We start from the raw sequence: 25,543 nt of genomic DNA, 5'->3' as shown, positions 1-25,543 counted from the left end.
GATTTAAAATAAATTTAAAAAAAGATATTGATATGTAAAGCTTTTTTGTATTATAAGATCAAATATGATTTTTAATAACACTTGAGTAATTAATAGTCATTGAAATATTGGGAATAAACCTTATATTGAGTACAGGTTCATACCTTTAACTGAGGAAAAGCTCATGAATAAATTATTGGTTGCAGTATTCACTGGAATGGTAACCCTTGCCGGTTTCAGTGCTCAAGCTGCAACACCTGAGCAAGAATGTCAAAAATTGCAAGATGATTACAATTTGATTTATGCATCAAAAGGCTTTTGTTTTAAAGACCAAGATGCTAAAGAAAAATATGGTAATGAAAACTGTCATACGACTAAGCCAAAATTCTCTGATAAAGAGCAGCAACGTCTAGACGCAATTAAAGAACGTCAAAAAGAATTGAAGTGTAAATAGTATTTAAAGGAATAATACATGGCATATGATGATCAAAATATCTTCGCAAAAATTTTACGTGGTGAACTTCCAGCGATAAAACTCTATGAAGATGATCAAGTTCTAGCTTTTATGGATATTATGCCCCAAGCCGATGGTCATGCATTAGTTATTCCAAAAACTCCTGCAGTAACTTTACTTGATTTACCGCCTGAATCGGCAGCCTATACCATTCAGATCGTGCAAAAAATTGCGAAAGCAATGGAAACTGCGCTGAATCTTGATGGAATTGTACTCATGCAATTATCAGGTGCTGCTGCTGGACAAACTGTCCCTCATGTTCATTTTCATCTAATTCCAACAAATGTTCACCAACTTGGTAAACATGCTGCACAATTAGGTGATCAAGATAAAATCAAGGCTTTAGCTGAAAAAATTAAAGCAGCTCTTTAATTTAAAGACTTAAAAGCGGAGCTTCGGCTCCGCTTTTTTATTTAAAAAGTGTAATAAAATCAAAAGAAAATAAAATATTTCTAATTTTTAATTGTCATAAAACTGTCATTTCCTCTTCACTCCACTGTCATAAAGTTTACAGATACTTCTTAGCAAGTTGGTGAGCTTCTGTAACTTTTTGTACACAAGTCAACTACAAAATAATTAGTTAACAGGCATGTGCCATTTTTAAAATACTTTTTGGAGAAATCTCAATGAAGAAATTGCTACTCGCTGCCGCAGTTGCAACTTTGAGCGTAAACGCGGTGCAAGCAGCGCCAACTTTGTATGGCAAACTGAATGTTTCTATTAACCAAGTTGACAATAAAAATTTCGATGGGAAAAGTGACGTTACTGAAATTAACTCAAACGCTTCTCGCATTGGGGTGAAAGGCGAAGAAAAATTAACTGACAAGCTATCTGCTGTTTATTTAGCTGAGTGGGCAATCTCTACTGATGGTTCTGGTTCTGATAGTGATCTTAGCGCTCGTAACCGTTATATCGGTTTAAAAACTGATGGTGTTGGTACATTAAAAGTAGGTAAATACGATTCTTACTTTAAAACTGCTGCTGGTAACAACCAAGATATCTTTAATGATGATACACGTTTAGATATTACTAATATCATGTATGGTGAAAACCGTTTAGATAACGTAATTGGTTTTGAATTAGATCCTAAATTATTAGCTGGTATAACTTTCAACATCATGGCTCAAACTGGTGAAAGTACTAGTGATAATAAACCAGGTGAAACTGGTAAAGACAGCAAAAATAATAGTTTTGACTCTGTATCAACTGCGCTTGGTTATGAAAACAAAGACCTTGGCTTAGCAATTGCAGCTGCAGGTGACTTTGGTATTAAAGGTAAATATGCGGCTTACGGTCTGAAAGATATTTATACAGATGCTTACCGCGTAACAGGCTCTTATGACATCGCAAAAACAGGTCTAGTAATTGGCGCTTTATGGCAACATGCTGAACCTACTGATGAATTGACTGCATATGGTCAAACATATAAAGCAGATGGATCAGTTGACAAGGCTGGTAAAGCTTACCGTGATTTACAAGAAGAAGCTTATTCAATCACAGCTGCTTATAAAATCCCGAATACTAAACTTAAAGTGAAAGCAGAATATTCTTCTGCTGAAACACAAGTAAGTGGTTTAGCAGATCGTAAAATTGACTTGTACGGTGTAGGTCTTGATTACCAAATCAACAAACAAGCTCGCTTCTACGGCATTGTTGCTCAACAAAAACGTGACTGGTTGAGTGATAACGACAAACAAACTGTTGTTGGTACTGGTATCGAATATAACTTCTAATCAGTTATGTTTGATTCAGATCTAAAATAAAAGGGCTTCTGCCCTTTTATTTTATTGTGCTGACTAAAAAGCCGATATAAAAATTATCAGCTTTTTAAAATTTATATCTTATTTTAAGAAACCACTTACCAGATTCATCACATTTTGAATGTCTTGATTAGCTTCCTGATGGTCTGTACTATCACCCTGAGGTGTTAAAGAATCAATAACCTGCGGTAAGACAGAAGCAATCGCACCATAAACTTGTTCTTTTGGCGCTTGAGCCTGCTGGGCAACTTGTTCAATATCTGCTGGGTTAAATAGGCTTTGTAATTGTTGAGTTGGAACTTTACTATTACTTTGATTTGGGTCAACCCAACTTTGAACTTGACTGCCTAAACCAGCTCCTTTTAACTTTTCTAAAGCAGCCTGTAAACCGCCTTGTTGCTGCACCCAACCTAAGATTAAAGGTACAACTGCAATTAATAAACTTTGTACGCCTCCACCTGCTTGAGGCGCATTGTTGTTACCAGTTACTTGTCCCAATACAGAACCTAATACTCCACCCAGACCGCCTTGAGCACCAGAAGAAGCATTACCACCCATTTGTCCTAATACAGAACCTAAAATACCACCTAAACCACCTTGACCTGATGCTTGCTGGTTCCCACCTAAAGCTTGTTGAGCCAAAACTTCTACAATGTTGCTTAAATTTGTCATGTGTAACTCTTATGTATGGTTTATACATGAGCATACGCGTTTTTCTGTTAAGACAGCAAAAGCGAAATTGTTAAATTTTGAAAGAGATTTAGTGGCCCTTTACCAGCGGAATTTATTCCAATTTTCCGGGTTTGCCCAAAACTTTGAGTTAAACCAGTCTGGAACATGTTTATAGGTCAAGATGTTAAATTGCCATAAAGCGAAATCACTATCATGTGAAGTTTTATCAATGAGTTGCGTGAAACCTAAAGAACGTAATAACTGTTCATCACTGCGTTTGCTGACTACAACAATTCGTTTTGCTAATAAATCTCTTAACTTTACTAATAATTGTGATTTTTGCACATCGCTAATGTTTTGCATTTCATCTGTATCAAACAATACAAAACCCAAATCATAACGCTGAGTAAAAGGCAGACTTAAAAGCTCAGTTACGGTAAAATAGTGCCATTGAATTGCGTTATTCTGGTCAATTTTCTGGCCAATACAAAGTGCAGTATGAATGGGCTGTTCGTTTGATAAATCGTCTAGCATAGAAGTGATGACATTTTGTTCAGCCATAACTGCAACCCTTAATTGAAAGATGTGAGTTTAAACTTTATGGAACTACAAGGCATTTGCCATAAAATGCATGCAGGCCTAAAAGATGCTAGTGTAACTGATCAACAGACAACCAAGGCAAATGTTGAATACAAATTTGTATTAGACCGTTCAGAAATTGATCTTCCTTTTAATTTAGGACAAGAACTAGAAATCGAATGGACAGGTAATATTTATTGCACATCTTGTGGCACCAAAACACCGAAGTCTTATTCTCAAGGTCACTGCTTTAAATGTTTTAAAACAAAAGCTGAATGTGACCTTTGCATTATGAAACCTGAAACATGCCACTACCACTTAGGTACATGTCGTGAAGATGACTTTGCCCATAATGTGTGTTTCCAACCTCATATTGTATATTTGGCAAACTCAAGTGCTCTAAAAGTAGGTATTACTCGCGTTAGTCATATGCCAGGTCGTTGGTTAGATCAGGGTGCAACTCAAGCCTTACCTATTTTAAAGGTTGGATCACGCCGTTTATCTGGTCAGCTTGAAACCATGTTTGGTTCTTTAATTGCTGATAAAACTGACTGGCGTAAACTCCTTAAGGGTGAAGCTGAACCTTTAAATATGATTGAACAGCGTGATCAGTTAATTGAAGAGTTTGCACCGAAAATTCAATCTATTCGTGAAGAATTTAGTCAAAACCTTGAATTTAACGAAACGGTTGAACTACTAGAAAATGAATTGCCACGTGAGTTTGTTTATCCAGTTGAACAATATCCTGAAAAAATTAAGTCTTTAAACCTAGATAAAACACCAAAAATTCGTGGTGTATTACAAGGCATTAAAGGTCAATATCTAATTTTTGATATTGGTGTTATCAATATACGTAAATATACAGGTTACGAGCTGATCGTACGTGCATAAGTGAAATTTTAAAGCCCCTAGAATGGGGCTTTTTAATCAACATACCTAAGATAATCTGTTTCTAAATAGCCAAGCTGCCAAAGGTAAAGTTATTAGTCCAAGTATGATCATTGGAATAAAGTTGAACTTAACTTGTGCAAAACTTGCACCTTCTAAATAAACTCGTTGTACCAAGTTAATTCCAAACCTTAATGGATTTGCATAAGTTGCTATTTGTAGTGCTTTTGGCATGTTTTCTACAGGAGTTAATAAACCTGAAAGCAACATTAAAGGCATAATGAGTAAAAACGTAAATAACATGGCTTGTTGCATATTTAAAGATAATGCTGAAATTGACAAGCCCACACCGACTACAGCTACGTTAAAACTCAATAAACCAAAATAAAGCAGCCCAATAGAGCCATTCATGGGAATTTTGAACCAGAACAAAATAATCAATAAAATAATGGTTGATTGCATCAAGCCTACAAAAATTGGAGGCAAGGCCTTACCAATCATTATTTGTAATGGCGTATACGGTGTCACTAATAACTGATCAAATGTACCTTGCTCACGTTCACGCGCAACTGATAAAGCAGATAAAAGTAATGTTTGCATCATACTTAATGCTGCAATTAATGATGGCATTAGGCTCCAACGAGATTCCTGATTTGGGTTGTACCATGTTCTTGTTTCAAGGCTAATCGGCAAAGCTGAGTTAAATTTTTGCTGATTAAACTGACCAATAATTTTATTTAGATATGAACCTGCCACGATGGCGGTTGATGAGTTCCTACCATCAACAATCACCTGTATAGATGAACTTTGGTTATTATTTAATTTGTCTTCAAAGTCGGACGGTATCGTAATTACAACCAGTGCCTGACGACTATCAACAACCTGTTTGATTTGATCGGTATATTCAAGTGTTACAACACGCTTAAAAATACCAGAGCCATCTAGTTTTGAGATGAGTTCATGTGAGACCTGCCCATTGCTCTGGTCTAAAATTGCATAATCCACATGGTTAACATCATAAGTTGCAGCATAACCAAACAAAAGCGCTTGCATCAGTGCGGGTACAAATAGAATGACTCTATTTGCAGGATCACTAAAAATAGTTAAGAATTCTTTTTTAACTAAAAAACTTAAATGTTTTAGCCAAGCGATTAGTTGCTGCCACATATCTTTATCTCAACCGTTTTTTCAGTGAAACGTTCACAGCACATATCAAAACAACGATATATCCCAACAGAAAACCGCACTCTTTAAACCATAACTTCCAATCATCACCTCCCATAAATAAGGTTTTAATTAAAATCATAAAATGTGTAGCCGGTAGTAACTGGCTAATAATTTGCACCACCAAAGGTAAGTTACGCGTATCAAAAACAAATCCGGAAAGCATCAGTGCGGGCATAAAACTTGCCAATAAGGCAATTTGACTTGCCTGAAACTGACTTTGGACAAAGCCAGATATAGTTAAACCAAGTAATAACGAAACGATTAAATACAGAAATGAAGCCGACAAAATTGAGAATAATGAACCGCGCATAGGCACTTCAAAAATAAAATATGCAGCAACAATACAGATAACGATATCAATCATGCCAACCACAACATAAGGAATGAGTTTTGCTAATACAATTTCAAATGGCCGTACAGGTGTGACAAATAAAGCTTCTAGAGTTCCCCGTTCCCTTTCACGGGCAATAAGTAAACCAGTTAAAAATGCGCCAATTAAAGTTAAAATGAGTACCATTAAGCCAGGGACTAAAAACCAAGTACTGTTACCAGATTCGTTAAACCATATTCGTTGTTCAATATTAACGGCGCTTGATGTTGCTAATATTGGGCTACGGTCAAACTGTATAGATGGCGCGGTAGCTAAAGCACCTGCAACATAACCTTCTAAGGCTGTTGCTATAGTGGTGGATGTCCCATTTAATAATAGTTGAACCTTGGCATTACCTTGCTGCGCCTGACTGGAAAAATCTGAAGGAAAATGCAAAATGGCATCAATTTCTCCATCTCGAATGGCCTGCTCTGCTTCAGGCAAATTATGAAACTCTTGACTTGTTAAATATCGTGAGCCATTTAAACCAGCTAAAACCTGACTGATTTGTGGTGAAGACTGATCAACGACAACTCCGACTCGAGCCTGATTTAAGTCAAAAGAAAGTCCATAACCAAACAGTAGAATTAAAATAACAGGCAAAACCAGACCAATCCCGAGGCTACTTTTATCACGAATAAGCTGCTTAGTTTCTTTACGAACTAATGCTGTCAGCCGATTCCAAAATCCAAAGCTCATTGTAGACCTCCTAACCAGCGTGCCTTAACGCGCGTGCTTGTTCCACAATTGCTATAAAAGCCTCATTCATCTCACCAATATGTTTATCTTTACTTGCCAATTTACGGACTTGTTGGGGAGACCCTAATGCTAATAACTTTCCAGCATCTTGTATGGCAATGCGGTCGCAATACTCTGCTTCCTCCATAAAATGCGTGGTAATAATGATAGTAATGCCCTGATTTGCAAGTTCACCAATGCTGTACCAAAATGAACGCCGTGCAAGCGGGTCAATTCCGCTCGTGGGTTCGTCTAAAAATAAAATTTCTGGTTCATGTAATAGTGCAGCAGCCATAGATAGCCGTTGTTTATACCCACCTGGTAAATCACCACTTTTAATATGTGGCTTTAAATCATATTGCTGTAAGGCTTTATCAATTTGTTGATTTAGTTTTTTGCCTGACAACCCATAAGCTCCCCCAAAAAACTTCAAGTTTTCTAAGACAGTTAAATTACTATACAGTGCAAATTTTTGAGAGACGTACCCCACTTTAGCCCTTGCCTCAGCACGAGCTGTGCGTAAATTTTTACCAGCAACTTCTAGATACCCACTACTTGCTGGGAGTAATCCACATAACATTCGAAAAGTTGTCGTTTTACCCGCGCCATTTGGTCCAAGTAACCCAAATATTTCGCCACGTTGAACATCAAATGATGTATTGGCAACAGCAGTAAAATCTCCAAAAGTTCGGACTAAATCTTTAACTACAATGATAGGTTGCTCTGATTTCAAATTATTGTTTTGTTCTAATTGAAAAGCTTGTTCAGAAATAGGTATATGTTTTGGTTGCTTTTGAGTCTGCTGCAACAGCATCATAAATGCATCTTCAAGTTCAGGTGGTCGTGCATTGGCTTTTAGCCCTTCAGGTAAAGTATCGGCTAATAGCTCTTTTTGACGACTAATAAAGTTCACTTGTTCACCCTTTGGAACAGCATCAATAATCTCTAAATGGTTATCAAGTAATTGGGCTTGTAAGGTCCGAGCCTTAATCTGCTCTGAAGGGTTTATATTCCATGTTTGTCCACTTACTATTTCTTTTAATTGTTCAGGTGAACCTTGTTTTAAAATTTTGCCTTCATGCATGATATAAACTCGAGCACATTTTTCTGCTTCATCCATATAAGCAGTACTTATAATTACGCTTAAGTTTTCTTCCTGAACAAGCTGTTCAATAATGATCCATAAATCTCGTCTTGATAGAGGATCCACCCCAACACTAGGCTCATCAAGTAAGAGCAATTCTGGGGACCGAACTAACGTACATGCCAGCCCTAGTTTTTGTTTCATACCACCAGAAAGTTGACCTGCTAGACGCTCAGTGAATTGAGTAAGATCTGTTATTTCCAATAACCGTTTAAATCTTTGACCACGTACATCCTTTGGAACGCCATGTAAGTCAGCATATAAATCTAAATTCTCTTGTACACTTAAGTCTTCATAGAGTCCAAAGCGTTGTGGCATATAACTAATACGGTCTTGTACAGCTTGCGGATTTTTACTTACGTCAATTCCAAGTACATTTAATGAACCAGAAGTGGCTTTATATAGTCCTGCAATTAATCTTAATAAAGTTGTTTTTCCCGAACCATCTGGACCAACTAAAGCTGTAAGCTCTCCTTGGTTAATTTGCATATTCAAATCAACAATTGCACTAATATCTTCTGCCTTATTATTCTCAGCCTTAAAAGTCATGAATAAATTTTTAACTTGAACCACTACTTTTTCATCAGTCATGAGCTTTCTCACCTGAAGCAAGTGGTACTTTTACAGTCACAGGTTGGCCCATTTTCAATTGATCATTCGGGTCATTTACATAGACCCTAACCTCATAAACAAGTGTTGTTCTAATCTCTTCGGTTTGTACTGTTTTCGGCGTGAACTCAGCCACTGAAGATATATAGCCAATTTTTCCATTGATAGGTTGGTTGGGATAAGAATCACGAATAACTTGGGCCGTCCCACCCATCTTGATAGAACTTAAATCTTGTTCGTTTACATACACACGAATCCATTTTGGGTCGGTCAAAGCCAATGTATAAACGGCCTTTTGCGCAGTTGTCATATCGCCAACTTCTTGTAACCGCGCTCGTACCACTGCATTTACAGGAGACTTTAGTTCAGCTTGAGTAAGGTTATAGTTAATTAGATCTAAATTAGCCTTAGTTACTTCATACTGTGCTTTGGTCGCTTCACGATCTTCTTGTCTGGCACCCTTAATGATCAATTCTAAATTAGCTTGTCTTTCACGGACTGCTGCCTCAGCACTATGTTGGTTGCTTTTGGCATAGTCCAGTTCTTGTTGGCTAATGGCCCGACCATCCGTACTGCTCACCAAAATTTGTAAGCGTTGCAAATTTTTGTTGGTTTTATCAAGCTCGGCTTGGGCAGATGCAAGTTGTGCTTTTGCTTGACTAATTTCTTCAGGGCGAGCTCCTACGTCTTGTTTAACAATTGCCTCTTGTTGAGCTTTAAGTTGTGCTTGAGCTTGCTTTGCCTGAATGTGTAGTGCATTGGTATTAAGAGCCGCTAGTACTTGCCCTGCTTTAACTTTATCGCCCTCTTGAACTAACAGTTTCTCTATACGGCCAGGCTGTTCAAATGCAAGTGAAACTTGGCGAATATCAACATTTCCATATAATGTTAATACATTATCTTTTTGATTTTTATTGTTATATTTCCATGCCCAAAAGCCGACGATAACCACAGCTATAACAACCAAGACGATGGCAATTACTTTTTTATTCATCTTATTGGCCTTCTTATTAAATTCAAATTTTATTAGTTTAAATTCAATTTAAATTTAAATTACTCCAATCTTTGAATAAAAGATATACTTTTATGGTGAATAAAAATTAGGTTTAAATATGTCCAGATCTAGACGAAGTGATGGTGACTTAACCAAATCCAAAATTATTGAGGCAGCAGGACCTTTAATTGCCCAATATGGTTTTGCAAAGACAGCGAACAAAACAATTGCTAACGCTGCGAATGTCGATTTGGCTGCAATTAATTATCACTTCGATGGTCGAGATGGACTATATCAAGCCGTTTTAGTGGAAGCTCACGCTCACTATCTAGATGAAAAATATTTACTAGAACTTGTTGAAAGCACTCAGTCACCAGAAGAAAAGCTAAGCTTATTACTTGAGACCTTGCTGCATAAATTAACCGAAAAAGATGTTTGGCATGGAGGTATTTTATAATTGTTTTATATAATAATTTTTTTAAATTCAATTAAAATATATACTAAAAGGTATACTTATATAAATATATTATTTTTTGACCATTCAAGTTTTTTTAATTTATTCAGCATTTAAGACAGAAAAAGGTATTTCTTCCAAAGCATTGGAATTTGCTATTTTAACTGCTTGTCGTTCAGGTGAAGTATTTGGGGCTTTATGGAAAGAAATAGATTTTAAAAATATGATCTGGATTATTCCAAAAGAATGAATGAAAGCGGATAAAGAACATCGAGTTCCTTTATCACAAGTGGCCATTAGATTACTTGAAAAACTTTATCAAGAAACCCATCCTCAACCAGATGACTTTATTTTTCCTACACCACGTAGTGGTGTGATGCTTTCTGATATGTCCTTGACTGCACTGATCAAGCGCATGCATGAGCAGAAGTTTAAAGAAGATGGTATTGGCTATATTGATCCTAAGCAAAAACGAGTGATCACAACACATGGTTTCCGTTCAACTTTCCGTGATTGGTCAGCCGATAAAACAGATTACCCTCGTGAAGTCTGTGAACATGTATTAGCTCATAAACTGCCAGATGAAGTGGAAGCGGCTTATTTACGTGGAGCATGTCTAGAAAAACGTAAGGGATTAATGGAAGATTGGGCTAATTTCTGTGATGCTTAGCAAATTAAAGTGCATAATCGGAGACTCCTGCCTTATTAGGCAGAAGTCGTTTTTAGGCTGAAAAGAATTTAGTTCAAATTTAACCTGACAGGCACACTAAAAAATGGGTAAGTGTCAGCTCGGGTTTGAGCTAGTACACTTGAATAATTACGTTATTGCAACTAATTTTCTTTTACTTAAATCAATGACAATAACTTTGATAGAGTCAACTCCAGTCCACTCATGGGCAATACTGTGCCAATACTCCTGAAGGGCTAGTTCTAATTCATTCAAACTAACAGTATTACCATTAATTTCCCACTTTTTGTCGATGTCTTGAGCAAATAATAAAAATATTCCACAACCAGCAGTCGACTCACGTAAATAGTCCCCCACCAGTTGATTCCTCAACCTTTCACATAGTTTTGGGCCACTCCAACTTTTATCTAGAATTTTTAATTCAATTGGTACTGGACTCTTTACTGTAGGGTTATCAAGCCTAATATCAGTTCGTTGGCTATTTGCTAATTCATTTTCTTGGGAAATTGAATATTTAGATTGTGCTTTCTTTCTCAATTCATCTGCTATTAAATTTCTCATCTCTGTTTCTTGTTCAACTCTTTGCCAAGTTAGCCAAGGACTGTAGTCACCATTTTCGAGCCAATCTTTTAGTTCAATTATCCTAAGCAAAGCTAAATCAAATAATTCTTTATGTGTTTTTGGCTTGATATTACCTGAATCTTCAAATTGTAATACTTGCTCAATGTTCCATGGCTCAAAATCCCCACAAGACAAGGCAATATTGTGAGCTGTCTTTTCCAACCAAATACGTCTATTCCCACTTGAATGCTCTTTTAATAAATCTTTAATTGCATAATAACTTTCAGCACTAGGAACTTCTTTTAAATATGTAAAAATCAAATCTCTAGCATCTTGTGCATCATCCCTAAGCCCAGGTGAATATACTCCTGAATTAGCTCTCTCGATATCATCATCTAGCTTTATATATTTATGCATTAAAGAATATAATTTTTTTAAATACTTAACCTCTTTAAACTTATTATTTCCTGCTTTTCCATTTATTGAATCTCTTTTACCCATCAACTGACAAATAAAAACTTGAGATGCTTGTATAGCATCTTCAATAGTTAGTGATTCCAACCAATTAGTTAAAGATAATATTCCTTCTTCCGGGTCGCAATCTACATAAAGTGCGTACCACCATGCCTTGTGCTCAGTTGAAATTAATTCGTTAATTTTTTGTTGAGCTAGTAAACTAAAATCTGATTCTTGAATATCAGAATTTAATAAAATCTGTACCGCATATCTATAAGTGTCTTTATGAAGTAATTTTGAGTTTTCTTTTAACCATTTAAAAATTTTATGTGCTATATCTGTATGTATCCAAGGCGCATGATAAATAAGGTCATACAAGATATGGTTATAATTCTGGTCAGCCTCAGGATCTGATGATTCTAGTTCCCATCGAACCTCTTTGTTAACAGCTTCAATAACTTCATTTGGAAAAATTTTATGGAACTTTTCTAGCCATGATGGAAAACCATTTAACTCCCATGAAAGATATCTTAGAGCATTGCTGATTTCATCTGAATTTAATTTACTATAAAATTCTGGATTCTCTTTAAATTCAATCTCCAGCCCTATTAAACCAAAAATTAAACTATAAGGAGTACTGTTTGTCTTTAAAATTTCTTCTGAATGTAATTTAGGTTTATAAACTCGCCAAAACTGTATAGCTGAATCACGATAGGCTTGTGCTACATCTTGTCCAAATTCAGGAATCAGGTCTTGCCAGTTTTGAAATGCATAACGGTTTGTAGTTACTCTTCCATACTCTCCAAGTTGATCCATCAACCAAACATGATTGTTTGTTAATTCACCATTTAAAATATGAGGTGAGTTCTTAAGTTGCTCAGGATTATTCTTTAGTCTTTTTATCCAATTTATCTTTTCTTTTTTTTCTCTTAATTCTCTTTTCTCATGTTCAGTTTTTCGCTTAATTGAATCTTCTTCAACTCTTCTTTGTATATCATTTTCAACAGGTATAGGTGTTAATAAATTTGTTAAATGATCTAATAGCTCAGGATAGCTTTCACATGCCTTTTGTATTTTACTTAATATTTCTAAGGGATTACTATGTTGAGAATAAATTACAAATGCTCTATTTAGACAAACTAATTTATCATCTAAAGAACCTTTGATATGAATATAACTCAATAGCCGATCAAGACTATCAACATTAAAATCCCAAAAGTGTTCAAAAAATGAAATAGCCCCATCATTATTTAATCTTTTTTGCTCTTTCTGAAGCAAATATTGGCGTGCTATCCCTATTGAATTCCAATATAACTTATCATTAAGCTGACTCCATGTAGGTATAATTTCTCTTAATCTATTTTTTTCATTTAAATCATCAAAATCCCCCTGATACTCTAGAGCTGCAGCATTAATTAATATTTCTATTATTCTATCTTCAAGTACTAATGGATTACGCTTTTCAATTAGTTTTTCAATAATTTGAAAAGCTACTTTTAAAGTCCACGCATATTTTTGCGATATTTGGCATTGCCTTATATCAAAAAAAGGCTCTGAACTTAATAATTCTGCTATACCAATAAGTAATTGATATCCTAATACAACATCAAGATTTTTTACAAATTTTTCCAATATAGTAGTTAAACCACTATTTTCAAATCTTTTGTATAAAGTCGCATTTTTTAAAGAAGCTATAAGTAAACCAATGAATTCTTGATCAGGCTCAATTTCACCAATTAACTCACTAATTAAACGCCTATCTAATTCTTCTCCACTTTGATTCAAATTAACCCAAAGATTGACTTTTTCCTCTCTCTCTCCACATGACATAATTGCACGGGTTGATACTCTCCTAGAATACATACTTCGTTTAGAATCTAGAGCAATCGGTATAAGTAAAGAAATACATTTAGTAAACTTTCCTTGCCAAACCATGCGTCCTAAGAAAAAAATAACATCTTCGTTATCATAATAAGTTTTTATCAGTGATAAAACTTCATCTTCTAAATCAAAATCAATAATTTTTGCAATTGAATCATTATCCCTTATTGTTCGATCATCTTGATTTTTTGCAATTCTTTCAATAAATTGTGAAAAAAGCCTTTTACGTACATGTAACGATAACTGTGCTGGATCACCACTTTCAAAAGCAATTTCTGGTTGGAGTTTCATTACATCTTGGCAAATTTTTTCATCCAACAATATTAGCCAAGGAAGTATAGATCTAAATGAGGGTACTATAATTTTTTCGCCAAATTGCTCCCTAAAAAAAAGCCTTTCTGCTGAAAGTCGATTATCTCCATTTAATAATCTTGAAAACCATTGAGCTGCTAAAAACTCTCGAATATCTCTATGTCTAAAACGGACTGCTTCGTATACGATACCATTAAAAATAGCGCAACTTAATAAGGCTAATATTTCTTCACTAGTCCATTCAGGGAGTACTTGGGTAGGATCTATGTTTTTAGTATTGTGATTAGAGGAATATACATTAATACTAGCTTTACGAGTCAATATAACCGCAGCTGCTAGACGTTGAGCCCCTTGGTAAAGTTTTTCTGAACTTACATTAATATTGCGTCTGTTAGAGTCATGCCTATCTGCTAATCTTTGCTGAATATTATATTTAATAATTTCTAATCTAGAACCCAACGCACCGTCATTTCTCCACTTATCAATAATACTCTCTAAATCAAAAGGTCGTTCGGCAAATTCTAGTAAGTCATACCTTTCAATTTGATTCAATAAATCTGAAATATTTTCTATCGATCGAATTTCACAAAATTTTCTTACATCTTCAAGATTTAAGGATGAAAGAGTAAAAATTTTTAGTCCACTTTTTGGTTTCTTATCCTTATTATCATTTTCATGCTGCTCATCCCGCACACCATAGAACAGCTCCGTATTTAGAATTTTTTCATCACTTTCAAACTCCCAACTATAAGGGCGACTTGAAATATAAATATGAGATCTATGTGTAGCAATTTTTATCTTTTTTGCGAATTTTCTTATAGCTTTATGAAATTGTTTTGAGTTTACTAAACGAGCTTCATCTACAGAATCTAAAAAAAACCATGCAGGATCTGTAGAGGCCAGCCATTCATCGAATTGATCTTCATCACCAATTTCAAATTCATTGACAAAATCATTTCCAATATCCTCTATTCGAATGAAAAAAGCATATTTGCCATCTGCTTGAATTCTTTTAGCACACTCTTCAAACTCTTTAGTTTTTCCAGCTCCAGCCTCTGCCAAAATCACACATCTATATTCAGTTAATAAATCATCCCAACTATATTTTTCTCCATACTTCATATTTAGCGAGTAATCCAAATTAGATACATCTAAATTTTGCTTTGAAGATACTGGTGAAAATCTACGATTTAATTGAATATAATTATTCATAATCTATTGATAAAATTGTTTAAAATTCTTCTCAGTATAACCTTAATTAAAAAAAATATGCGAGCCTAAGCTTTCATACTTTTAACATTGATAATGTTGTTCGTCCGAGAACTAATGAAAAATTTACTATTGTCTACGATTAGAATTTTACTCCATTATATTCAACACTTTAAAATCCCCGTACAATCTAAATAGTAAAACCTTATATTTATATACCTTAACTAATTATTAAAATTATAATTTTAGGAGTAAAAATGAATATAGAATCATTCCAACCATCGGAAGAAGATGAGTTAATTGGACTTGGAGAACAAAATGAAATCTCATGTTTAGTCCAAACATTTGCTAGAAAACAATTTGGATACTCAAGAGTAAGTGTTTCATCTCCGCAGTTAATTAGAAAAACGCCTCAACCAAGGATAAATATTGCATTTAGTAAAAGTTTAATTGATCTTTATCTAAGGTTTGGAAAATATCCCTTGGCTGACCATGGAGATAAAAAATGTATTATTGTTGCTCGTATTGGATTTAGGAAACAGAAACACGGTTATGGAACCGCATTACTAAAGGAGCTCTGCGCTTTCGGGGAAAAATTTGGATATGAATATTTAGAAGTAGAATGTCCAAACCCAGATTGCCAAGCTTTTATGAAAAAATTAGGTTTCAAAGATGAGTTCTATCTTCCAATAGATCAGTTGAAAAAATCTATTAAAGAATATGAGCTTCTCAAACAGGCGAAAATCAGTCTCTCATGAGCTCGTCCTGATTGCATCATAATTACTGTTATTTTTAACTAAGAATATGTCTTCTTTCAATATAGTTAACGAACACATTAACACTTTGATGGACAGAATCAACCAATATTAAATATAATTTAATATCAAATACTTAACAACAAAAATAAAAACATGATGTAAAATTGGTGTAGAGCCAAACTATTTAGATAAGAGAATGAAAATGTTCAATCACAATCATGATAGTTGGAAATGATAGTAAAGCCCTTCAATGTGCAATCCGCTCATGGTGCTACTAAGACGCATTTCCTCGGCAACAGTAGTAAAACTGCCTTTCTCTACCACGCGAACGAAAACCACCATGCTTTCGAGTTTATTCATGCTCAAATTTGTCATCAAAATAAACCCCAGCTTCTTTAAAAAAGAAGCTGGGGTTTAAGCAAGATTAGAGTTAACTTAAATATTCTTTAAGTTTATTGATCTTTAAAATCATCATTATCAATATAATAATTTAGTGCATCAATTAATTTCTCATTCGATACGGCAGCATCTTGCCTTAAAGCTAAGTCAACTACATCTTGGATATTTTGATCTGAACAGAAGTAATGATAGCCATTTGTAATAACAAATGCAGGGTAAACTTCGTTATCATTCTCATCAAAATCAACACTATTTCCAATAAACACCTCATCATGAAGCCTTACGTTATCGTCTTTTGCATAAACTGCATAACAATAATCAAAATCATAATTAGGTAATCGTTCTTTTTTCTCTTTTACCAAGTTTATAAAATCTTCGATTTTATAAACTTTATTTTTAAATGTACTCATAATGGACAACCTGTTGCTTGATCTAATTTACCCTGTCTTCCTGGTTTCCCCCCACCCCATTTATCACGACCACCAGTGCCATCTGGGTGATAGATACCATGATTATTAGCATGATCGCCTCTATCAACCAAATTGAGTAAACCACTTTCATCATTATGATGCCATGTCAAACCAGGAGGACTATTACTCATATTCGGTGATTTTAACCATGCACTTAAGTCAGGGTGGCGTCTTAACATATCTTTTCTATATTTTGGATTGGTTTCCATTTTCTTAATAAATTCCTTATTTGCAATTCTAAACTGAACGCCATCACTTGCAAATAGCTTATCTTTCGGCAAAATTACATTTGTAAAAGAATGAAATTTACACCCAATTCTAGTTGCGAGACCAATTGGATCAATATATTTAATCGGATTTGCAGTATAAAGATAAAAATTGTTTCCGCCCAATAGCGTGATAGGATCTTTACTAACAAACCTACCTACATATGGGGAATAATAACGATAGCGATTGTAATGTAATCCTGTCTCTTCATCAAAATACTGTCCCTGAAAATGGATATTATTTGAAATAATTTCACTATTTTCGAAGAAATTCGACTTGGCTCTCTCCGCTTTACACTCGCCCCAAGCTTTATATTCGGCTTTCCAAATAATTGCACCTGTATGGTCGGTCATTTCTTGAGGTGTGCCTAAATGGTCGCAGTGATAGAACCATACATCGTCAAACTCTTTACCCTCTTTTTCAGTTTTCCAAAGCGGGTCACGGTGTATGTTATAAGGTCGATCTGACCAATCTGGGGTTTGGTGCAATTCTATTGGACTTAAATAAACAGCTTGTAGCATCGGTACAAAACTATCTTTTTCATAGATGTAATGCTTGGTCAACTGCTCAGTAGACTCATAAGCAAGCGTATCGCCATCCCATCCATAAATGATGTTCTGCTCTTGACCTGTATGGTGATGCTTACTCCGCTTTTGAATACGGCGGCCTAAAGCATCATAGCGATATTCTGCCGTATATTGACTATTACGGCTCTTCACCATACGGCCATAGACATCCCACTCAAGGTTTAAATCACCTTGGCTCGTTTTTTGCCTTACGAGTTGTCCATAAGCATCATATTGGTATTGTTGATCTAGATATTCTTTAACGATGTTATTAATTAAACGGTTATAACCATAGTCTTTTTCCTCAGCACTTTGTGAGTGGCTTTGAGCTTTATGACTATGATACGAATCTATAATGTTACTAGCAGGGTCAAAGTTAAATGTTTCTTTTCCAAGTTTACTGCTCGCTTCAAGTAAACGCCCTACAGGATCGTACTTATAGGCAATATTGCCACGGCGTGTATCTCTAATGGACGTTAGCTCACCTGTTTTATCATATTGATAAAGTCGCTGTACCAGTTGACTGGTCTGCTCTAATGCATTGTTGTGCGGCTTATATTGGTTTTGATAGCCATTTTCATGTTCGCTCAGCATCATTTGGCTTTTCAAACGACCTACCAAATCATATTGCTGTTCTTGGCTAATTCCGTTGGCATAGTGACGTGCAATTTCTCGGTGTAAATCATCACGCTCAAAGCTAATAAGGTCTTGACCATTCACTATTAAACTTTGTACATGACCGCTACCATAGGTCAACCAGTCAATAACCTGTCCGTCTGGACGAGTCGTTTTGACTCGATCATTAATTTCGTCATATTGGTGTTTCCACACCGCGGTTTTATTGATTTTATAGTCTTGCTGGTGCTCCTGTACTAAATTGCCAGCCGCATCATAAAACCATTGTAAATTGCTTTGAGCATTTTTAGCTTGAATGATTCGCCCCATATAATCATAGGCAAATTCTTCCGTCTGTTTTTCTTCAAGCTCTAAACCATAGTGACCATAGCCCGCAGTACGCTGTTCTAAACGCCCCATACTGTCAAAGATAAATTGTTGAATTCTGTCTTTCGGTGCAGCTCGGTCTTTGAGGTCTTGTCCATAAGCAGATGCGACTTCAATACTGGTTGCCAGTTGGCCCGAGTTTTCATCATAGTGGTATACCGTTTCCTTACCATCAAAGTCGACTTCTTTAATTAAACGCCCACCAAGGTCATAAAAAAATTGATAACTTGCACCATTTTCATTAATGAGTCGGGTTAGACGTCCCAATCGATCCCATTTATATTTTAATTTGTGATTTAAAGCATCTGTACGAGACAGAATTAAACCCGCCTCATCATATTCATAACGAGTGATGTTCTGTTTAGGATCTACATGTGCCAGTAAACGCCCTTCCGCATCATGAATGAAATGTTCTTCTGTTCCATCAGCATGTTTGATCTTTTCAAGTTGACCAAAAGCATTCAGAGGTAAACCCTTTATAATTGGTTCCCGATTTTCTAAGGTCAGTTCAGTATAAAAATACTCAACTTTTTGTTTTAATGCATTTTCAATGCTGATTACACGACCACGCTCATCATATTGCCACTTGGTTTCTTTACCTGAACAATCTGTATAACTAATTAAATTCCCTAGATCATCATATTTGAGTGACTTACTTCCACCTTTAGCATCTGTAATGGAAGTGACTAAGCCCATGGCATTGTAAGCATAAGCAGTTTCATGCTTAAGTGGATCAATTTCTTTGATCAGATTTCCAGAACCATCATATTGCTTAAACCAGCGTCCCTGTTCAGCATCGACCATCCCGATCAGATTATCTTTGTCATCATATTCAAAATAACTTGTCGCACCATCATCTTGAGTTGTAGTCAAGACATTACCGCGCTCATCGTAAGTATATGAAGTTTTTGAGCCATCTTTAGCGATATGTAAAGTGATGTTCTTAGCATTGTCCCTAAAGAACCATTCCTGATAGTTGTCAGGATAAACAATACGGTAGGTATAACCATCTATATCGTAAAAATGTTCAGTGGTATTACCTTCAACATCAGTCACATAGGTTTTCCGGATGTTTTGATCCCATTCCAACTTTGAAGCACGACTAGCATTGTCGGCCCATTCTTCAATGGCTTTTGAAGTAGGTAAAATACCATCCCATTTTAGGTTCATTCCACGATGTGTAAGATCTGTATAACGTGTAATTAAATGATGGTTATATTGATAATAATAAGAAGCTGCAAACTCATTTGTTGCCTGAACCAAATCACCTTGTTGATCATAGTTATAACTTGCCAAAACACGATCTAATTGACCATTTTTGATTGTCCAAATATCGGAAACCAATCCTTGTGGAGTTAATTGCAAAGCTAAATGAGCCAGTAAATTATCGTCCTGTTTAAATAAAATGTCCGATAAAATTGTTTTATTATCGATAGAAACATGGTCATAACGTAAAGCGACTTTAAAACCATTTTTACGTTCTATATAGGATAGACGATAGTCCTCACCGTATTTTTCATAATAGCGCTTCTCGTCTTCACCGTAGGCAATTAAATGCAACTGATCTGATAAAACTGTATAAGTGTATTGCTCAATCGGATCATAAATACTTTGACCCATTTTTAGGTCAGGCAGATCGATTGCTCGACCATCTAAACCAATGTATTCAAGCCCGTTTAAATAGTCTTTATGATCTTTTTTCTTTGGACTATATTTAAATTTACGTGAAATTTTTGTAGTAAATGGAGTAACCCAACGTGCTCCAAATATAGCATCATCCATCTGGTAAAGGTTTGAAGCATAGGTCCGGCTAATGCTGTCTTGAATCATGCCACCGAGTTGTGCATCAAGATGAGTAAAGAACTCTGTACCCATTGCAAAGGTAATCGAACCATCAGTACTACCCATACAATTTTTACACTTACCAGCATTTTTATCTGATGCTGCTTGTGATGCCGATTTTTCTAATCTAGCATCATCATGGTGTTTGTCTGCTTGAGATGTTTGACCTGCTTTAACTTGAGCTGCTTTTTTATCAGCTTCAACTTTTGACTTATGCTTCTTTACTGCCAATAATAAAACAGCTAACAACCACCCAATTGTAAAAGCTGTTTCAGCACCACCTAGCCCTTGTATTTTTGTTTTTGCTGTTATGCCTAATAATTTAATATTAGTTCCGAGTTTTAAAACAGTGGCTTTATCTTCATCTTTAACTACCCACATTGCACCTTTGGTTAGTAAGTTAGCGCCGCTCTTTGCATTACCTTTCAAACTATTCTCTAAGGTATATGCAACATTTTTCCCAGCCCGAACAATCTCTCCATTTTTCAATCTCGGTATGATTGCATTTCTTTGTTCTTGAGCACGTTTATAATTTGCATCAGGATTTGCTATCGTTCCTTTCTCAACAACTTGACGTATTCCTGTATCAATTGTTGACGTACTATTTTCAACCCATGTACCAGTTTCTGTCAGTAATGAATTTAATCTTTTTTGGGCTTCGTTCGCAAACTTTTCAAGTTCACCTGCCACTGCTGAATTTAAGTGTTCTGATATAACACTAATAATCGTTACTTTAAATGCCGGACCTATTTGCTCTTTAGTTAATTTTTTTACTCCATTTTTAGTTATTCTTCTTACTTCCTCTCGCACTAAAAACAATGCAGGACGTGCCATTGTACGAGCGGTGGCTGTTGCTGGACCAGGAATTATCGCAATCGCATCAATCCCTAAGTTTGCCCAATCCATAATGTCAGCATTGTTGAATCCTTTATCATAAATCTGCATAAGATCAGAAACGACATCAACAGCAGCAAATACACTCCCTAACAAAGGTATATTTCTTGCAACAGTTTCAATCCGCTCCAAGGTAACATTATTATTTGTCTTCGCTTTTAACCATTGATCTATTTTTTCTTTCGAATTTTGAACATCTTTGATGTCTAATGTATTTAATGGTGCAACAACTTCTGGAGTACTTCGTGCCATATTCTTCTCAAATTATACAAACGTTTCAAAAGGTGATTGGATTTTTGTTATTGCTGTTTTGTCAGAGCTTGCTTGTGTCAACATTCGGAGTGGATTACTCTGCTGACTTGAAGGCATAAAGCTATTTTGACTAACAAATGATTGACTTAACTTAGATCCATCACTCCCCCCTAAAACCTGTTCCATCGCCATTGGTAGCAATGCTTTAGCACCTTGATCTTTGATTTTTTTAACCGATTCAATCTTCTGCTGCGCAGATTTCACATTGCTCGCAAGTTGACTCAACTTTTTAAAATCATTTTTTAATGTTTCAGTTAACCCTTTACTGCCAGATGCAATGCCAATGCTGCCTTCTACATCATTTTGATTTGGCCACTCTACCTTGCGTTTAAAATCACTTGCCTCATCCCAAGGATTACGTGGGTCTGGATCGAACAGAATCTTTACTGAACCTGTTGCCAAACCAGAAACACGAGCAAAACCTTTATCGTCTAACTTTCCTTTAACGACTTTTCCTAACGAATCAGTCACTGTATAGCCAGCACCTTTGACAAATTCTCCGTGTACATAATCATGACGTAACTCTAAAACGCCTTGTGCACGTTTTGGTGGTGGTGGCAAACTAGATTGAACACTTGCCGATGCGCCGCCTTGGAACACATGCTGTCCAGCATTGACTTGGAATTTCCCGCCAGTTTTCGGAAAGATTCCTGAACCATTTAAGGTAATTTGCGATGTCCCCCCTGTGATCTGGACTTCTTTCGGACTACTAATTATGACTTTGTCATCGGTTGATGAAATAGTAATTCCAAGTTTGGCGAAGACATCCAGTGCATCTGACTGGGCTTGTATTTCTACCTTGCCTTGTGCAGCGACTGCTTTTAGCCCGCTCTGAGCAGCAAAAAGGCTCAACCTATTTTGGGCATGTGCAATCACATTCTTTTGAGTACTTATATTGATGCTGTCTCCAGCAATCTGATTAATTTGTGCATCAGCCGAGATATGAATATCTTCGGATGTACTCAAGGCTATCCCATCTGGTGAACTTAAAAGCAGTAAAGCTTTTTCAAATTTAGCGATTTGTTGCTGAATTTGTGAGGCAAAATCTTTTAACTGTTCAAGCGACTCTATTTCATCGGTTTTCTGGTTTTTAGCGATGTCACTCAGTGCTTTACTATTCGTTTGACTACCCTCAAGTTGCTTTTTCGCAACTTCGGCATCGAGGTGTTCGCCTTTGGCATTATCCTGTTTATGGGTGGATACCAATAAACCTTGCCCCGCACGTAAAGCTCCCCATTGGTCCGTACGCAGTTCAAAACCTTCTCCGCGGTCTTCACTTTCCGCTTTATCTTTGGGATGACTCAGTTTCCCGAGGTTTAACTGGCTTGCACCATGACTGCTTTGTAGCTGGGTACTAATTTGTCCCGGTGTATCATCAAATCTGAGTTGTCCAAACCCACCACCTGAGACTTCTTTGGAACGGATACCACTCAGCTTTTTAGTATCAGGAAGCTTACCTTTGTTATCAAATTTGGTTGGATGGCGCTGTGCCTCATGAATTCGGCCCATCACAAATGGTCGGTCTATATCGCCATTAAAGAAGTCAATAACGACAGTCTCACCGATACGCGGTAAAAAACGTACACCGTAACCTTCTCCTGCCCATGGCGTTAGAACGTCAATCCATGCTGAATCGGTGTCATTGTTGTTGGTCCCTGCGCCACCATCATGGCTATGGTCATCACTACGGGTAAACAGGAAGCGAACTTTAATACGCCCCCACTCATCTACATAGATTTCCTCACCTTCAGGACCCACCACTTTTGCACGTTGCGGATGAGTTGTAGGGCTATGAATTTGTGGGTTATAAGCTGGTGTTGTTGGAATCTGACGACGTTGTAAAATCAGTTGATTCGCTTGGCGTTCATCACTGTTCTCGGGGTTTTGTATTGACCAGTTACTTTGCGCCAATAGACCATTAATTTGGTCATTTAAATCTTTAGGTAAATTATTCTGATTAAAGAAATTTTTAGAAATAATCAAAAAGCTTTTATCTGAACTTTCATGCTGGTCTATTTCTGGGTGTTCATTGAGTTCGAAATAGTAGCCCACATAGGCATCGCGGACCGTCGTTTGCGCAATAAAGCGTTTCGCCTGTGCCTCGTAGTAATTGTGGAGGTTCTGGTTGAATCGTTCGACTTGTTGATTTCCAGATTTAGTTACACCATCCTCACCCTTTAAGTCACCAATCCATGCAGGCGCATAGTTCCAAGCTTGCTCTAAGCCAAGTGTAGCATTGTCATATTGTTCGCTATGCTGATGCTTACTTTGAACGCTTCCAATCCCTTCTTCTTGTTCTAATATTTCTGCTTGCCAACGTTGTATATGCATAACGTTGGGTTGAAGAGAACGCTCGGCCGTTAAGCGAGTCATACTGTCGTATTGTTCCACCGCACTACTACGGTGGTAACGAATCGTTTTACGGTCTAAAGGCTGATATTGGCTATTGGCATCAATCAACCTGAGCTTTTGAGCTTGAATAGATGTATCGGTACTTGGAACAATATGCTGAGCTTCATCAATGAGCCAACTGATATTTTCACTACGAAGTAAGCGTGTGAGGAAGTCCCAATCACTTTCGTTATGTTGCATAACAAAAGGACGAACATCATAAGTTTGTGTTAGACCACTTAAATCTAAACTTAAACTTGCAGCAAATAGCGGATTTTTAACTTGCCATTCTTTAAATAATATTTCCCATATTTCAACCACGCTTTTATTCATAAATACGCGCGAATTGCGGCGATATTTCCATAATGCGGTTGGATCTTCTAAGGTCAGCTTATATAAAGTTAGGCTTCCATCTGACTGGCCTTGCTGAGCATGAGTAATAATGCCTGTAACGCGGGTTAATTCACCTCGCTCCGTCACTATATCTACGGCAGCCTGAACACCAATAAAAGATTTTAGTTGAATCGTTGCATTTGTTGATAGGCATAAAAGTTCTGCTTTTAAGCTATCATTGAGTGCATGTACGCCATCGATTCTTTGCAGAAATACTTGGTCATTCAATATCGGAGACGTAAATTGAATATGAATAGCACGTTTCTGTGGGCTAATACCCAAACTATCTAAAATTTGATGAATACTGTTCAACATTTTATAAAACTAAATTATATTTAAAAGTATTTTACAAAATACATACAGTTCTGTCTATTTTTATATCAATCTTCTTACTGAAGTCTAGCCGAAAACTCTATCTATACACTAAAATAACAACTTAATACTTCAGCATATTGTGCTCCTCCCCCCCTATGAACGCAGATATACAATTCAAGAAAAAGTACCCAAAACGAGAAATCATTCTAAGCACTGCTACTCAGCTCTTTATTCAGGAAAATTATATCTCTGTGGGGGTCGACCGTATTATTGCGGAATCCGATATTGCCAAAGCAACTTTTTATAAACATTTCCCATCGAAAGAAGAGCTCGTATTCTCTTGCCTAAAGCAATTAAAACTCGATATTCAAATGGCTGTGGAAGAGCACATCTCGAAACTCACAACACCATTAGAGAAACTAGAACAACTTTATCTTTGGTATATCGACTGGGTCAATCAAAATGGTGTTAGAGGATGTCCATTTCACAAAGCAGGCATGGAAGTAGGAAACTTATACCCATCCATTCAAGTCGCTCTGGATGAATATTGGAACTGGCTGTTTAACCTGACAACTTCTATTTTGAAACAATTGGAAGTCAATGACCCTAGCGCTTTAACGCGTCTCGTCCTCTCACTTTTGGATGGCATCATTAATAGTTCTATTTGTGAACAAGGTCCAATTGAACCAGAGAAAACATGGGAATTTATACAGACATTAATTGAACTCGAAACCACTCATACAGAAGCTTCTAGTGATGGAATCAACTGATAAAAAATACTTCAACTATCTATTTAAAAAATATCTGCAAAATTTTTATAAATATAAAACTTATCACAGCAAAAGGCCTGCTTTTAAGCAGGCCTTTTGCTGTATTTCAGGTTTTAAGTAGCTTTTTAC

At 36.2% G+C, this 25,543-nt stretch carries 16 protein-coding genes and 2 pseudogenes; 8 read left to right on the top strand and 10 right to left on the bottom strand.

Annotated elements, in window-relative coordinates; genetic code table 11:
- The first annotated feature begins 163 nt into the window (after positions 1-163).
- From ACH8JV_RS17110 to ACH8JV_RS17100, 3 genes are all read left to right on the top strand, one after another.
- Positions 164-433, top strand: a complete 270-nt coding sequence (locus ACH8JV_RS17110; protein WP_002049864.1) for a YARHG domain-containing protein — start codon at positions 164-166, stop codon at positions 431-433.
- An 18-nt stretch (positions 434-451) separates the two neighbouring features.
- Complete coding sequence (locus tag ACH8JV_RS17105) at positions 452-865, top strand: HIT family protein (protein WP_396522679.1); 414 nt, start codon at positions 452-454, stop codon at positions 863-865.
- Between the two features lie 254 nt (positions 866-1,119).
- Entirely contained in the window at positions 1,120-2,226 is a 1,107-nt protein-coding gene (locus ACH8JV_RS17100) for a porin (RefSeq protein WP_311071229.1), read from the top strand.
- Positions 2,227-2,334: 108 nt separating this feature from the next.
- Here the strand turns inward: ACH8JV_RS17100 and ACH8JV_RS17095 are convergent, their stop codons facing one another.
- Positions 2,335-2,925, bottom strand: a complete 591-nt coding sequence (locus ACH8JV_RS17095) for a YidB family protein (RefSeq protein WP_396522676.1) — start codon at positions 2,923-2,925, stop codon at positions 2,335-2,337.
- Between the two features lie 99 nt (positions 2,926-3,024).
- Positions 3,025-3,486, bottom strand: a complete 462-nt coding sequence (locus tag ACH8JV_RS17090; RefSeq protein WP_005069394.1) for a DUF6231 family protein — start codon at positions 3,484-3,486, stop codon at positions 3,025-3,027.
- 39 nt (positions 3,487-3,525) lie between these two features.
- On the opposite strand from ACH8JV_RS17090, the gene ACH8JV_RS17085 reads away from it, so the two are divergent.
- On the top strand, positions 3,526-4,395 hold the full coding sequence (locus ACH8JV_RS17085) for a DUF2797 domain-containing protein (protein ID WP_016141130.1): 870 nt from the start codon (positions 3,526-3,528) through the stop codon (positions 4,393-4,395).
- Positions 4,396-4,440: 45 nt separating this feature from the next.
- Here ACH8JV_RS17085 and ACH8JV_RS17080 read toward each other — a convergent pair whose 3' ends face one another.
- From ACH8JV_RS17080 to ACH8JV_RS17065, 4 genes are read right to left on the bottom strand one after another with little or no spacing between them, the layout of a single operon-like run.
- Positions 4,441-5,559 (bottom strand): ABC transporter permease, encoded by a 1,119-nt coding sequence (locus ACH8JV_RS17080; RefSeq protein ID WP_396522674.1) that lies wholly within the window; start codon positions 5,557-5,559, stop codon positions 4,441-4,443.
- A 4-nt stretch (positions 5,560-5,563) separates the two neighbouring features.
- Complete coding sequence (locus tag ACH8JV_RS17075) at positions 5,564-6,688, bottom strand: ABC transporter permease (protein ID WP_396522672.1); 1,125 nt, start codon at positions 6,686-6,688, stop codon at positions 5,564-5,566.
- A gap of 10 nt (positions 6,689-6,698) precedes the next feature.
- Positions 6,699-8,462, bottom strand: coding sequence for an ATP-binding cassette domain-containing protein (locus ACH8JV_RS17070; protein ID WP_396522670.1), 1,764 nt, complete (start codon positions 8,460-8,462; stop codon positions 6,699-6,701).
- Positions 8,455-9,474, bottom strand: coding sequence for an HlyD family efflux transporter periplasmic adaptor subunit (locus tag ACH8JV_RS17065; RefSeq protein ID WP_396522668.1), 1,020 nt, complete (start codon positions 9,472-9,474; stop codon positions 8,455-8,457). Before ACH8JV_RS17065 ends, ACH8JV_RS17070 begins: the two co-directional genes overlap by 8 nt.
- 118 nt (positions 9,475-9,592) lie before the next feature.
- On the opposite strand from ACH8JV_RS17065, the pseudogene ACH8JV_RS17060 reads away from it, so the two are divergent.
- Together ACH8JV_RS17060 and ACH8JV_RS17055 are read left to right on the top strand one after the other, a co-directional pair.
- Positions 9,593-9,925: pseudogene (locus tag ACH8JV_RS17060) on the top strand (TetR/AcrR family transcriptional regulator); the annotation flags it as partial.
- Positions 9,926-10,029: 104 nt separating this feature from the next.
- Positions 10,030-10,598 (top strand): annotated as a pseudogene (locus tag ACH8JV_RS17055) (tyrosine-type recombinase/integrase); the annotation flags it as partial.
- Between the two features lie 147 nt (positions 10,599-10,745).
- Here the strand turns inward: ACH8JV_RS17055 and ACH8JV_RS17050 are convergent.
- A complete protein-coding gene (locus ACH8JV_RS17050) occupies positions 10,746-15,038 on the bottom strand; it encodes an NACHT domain-containing protein (protein ID WP_396522666.1) in 4,293 nt (1,430 codons plus the stop codon).
- 254 nt (positions 15,039-15,292) lie between these two features.
- Between ACH8JV_RS17050 and ACH8JV_RS17045 the strand changes: the two genes are divergently transcribed.
- Complete coding sequence (locus tag ACH8JV_RS17045) at positions 15,293-15,793, top strand: GNAT family N-acetyltransferase (protein WP_396522664.1); 501 nt, start codon at positions 15,293-15,295, stop codon at positions 15,791-15,793.
- 452 nt (positions 15,794-16,245) lie between these two features.
- On the opposite strand, the gene ACH8JV_RS17040 is transcribed toward ACH8JV_RS17045, so the two are convergent.
- From ACH8JV_RS17040 to ACH8JV_RS17030, 3 genes are read right to left on the bottom strand one after another with little or no spacing between them, the layout of a single operon-like run.
- Positions 16,246-16,602, bottom strand: coding sequence for a hypothetical protein (locus ACH8JV_RS17040; RefSeq protein WP_396522662.1), 357 nt, complete (start codon positions 16,600-16,602; stop codon positions 16,246-16,248).
- Entirely contained in the window at positions 16,599-21,485 is a 4,887-nt protein-coding gene (locus ACH8JV_RS17035; protein WP_396522660.1) for an RHS repeat-associated core domain-containing protein, read from the bottom strand. Before ACH8JV_RS17035 ends, ACH8JV_RS17040 begins: the two co-directional genes overlap by 4 nt.
- 12 nt (positions 21,486-21,497) lie before the next feature.
- Positions 21,498-24,644 (bottom strand): type VI secretion system Vgr family protein, encoded by a 3,147-nt coding sequence (locus ACH8JV_RS17030; protein WP_396522658.1) that lies wholly within the window; start codon positions 24,642-24,644, stop codon positions 21,498-21,500.
- Between the two features lie 155 nt (positions 24,645-24,799).
- Between ACH8JV_RS17030 and ACH8JV_RS17025 the strand changes: the two genes are divergently transcribed.
- Positions 24,800-25,414, top strand: coding sequence for a TetR/AcrR family transcriptional regulator (locus tag ACH8JV_RS17025; protein WP_396522656.1), 615 nt, complete (start codon positions 24,800-24,802; stop codon positions 25,412-25,414).
- Positions 25,415-25,543: the final 129 nt, after the last annotated feature.

Source organism: Acinetobacter sp. ABJ_C5_2, assembly GCF_044538485.1.
Lineage (GTDB): Bacteria > Pseudomonadota > Gammaproteobacteria > Pseudomonadales > Moraxellaceae > Acinetobacter > Acinetobacter nosocomialis_A.
This window is presented reverse-complemented; position numbering and strand designations above follow the sequence as displayed.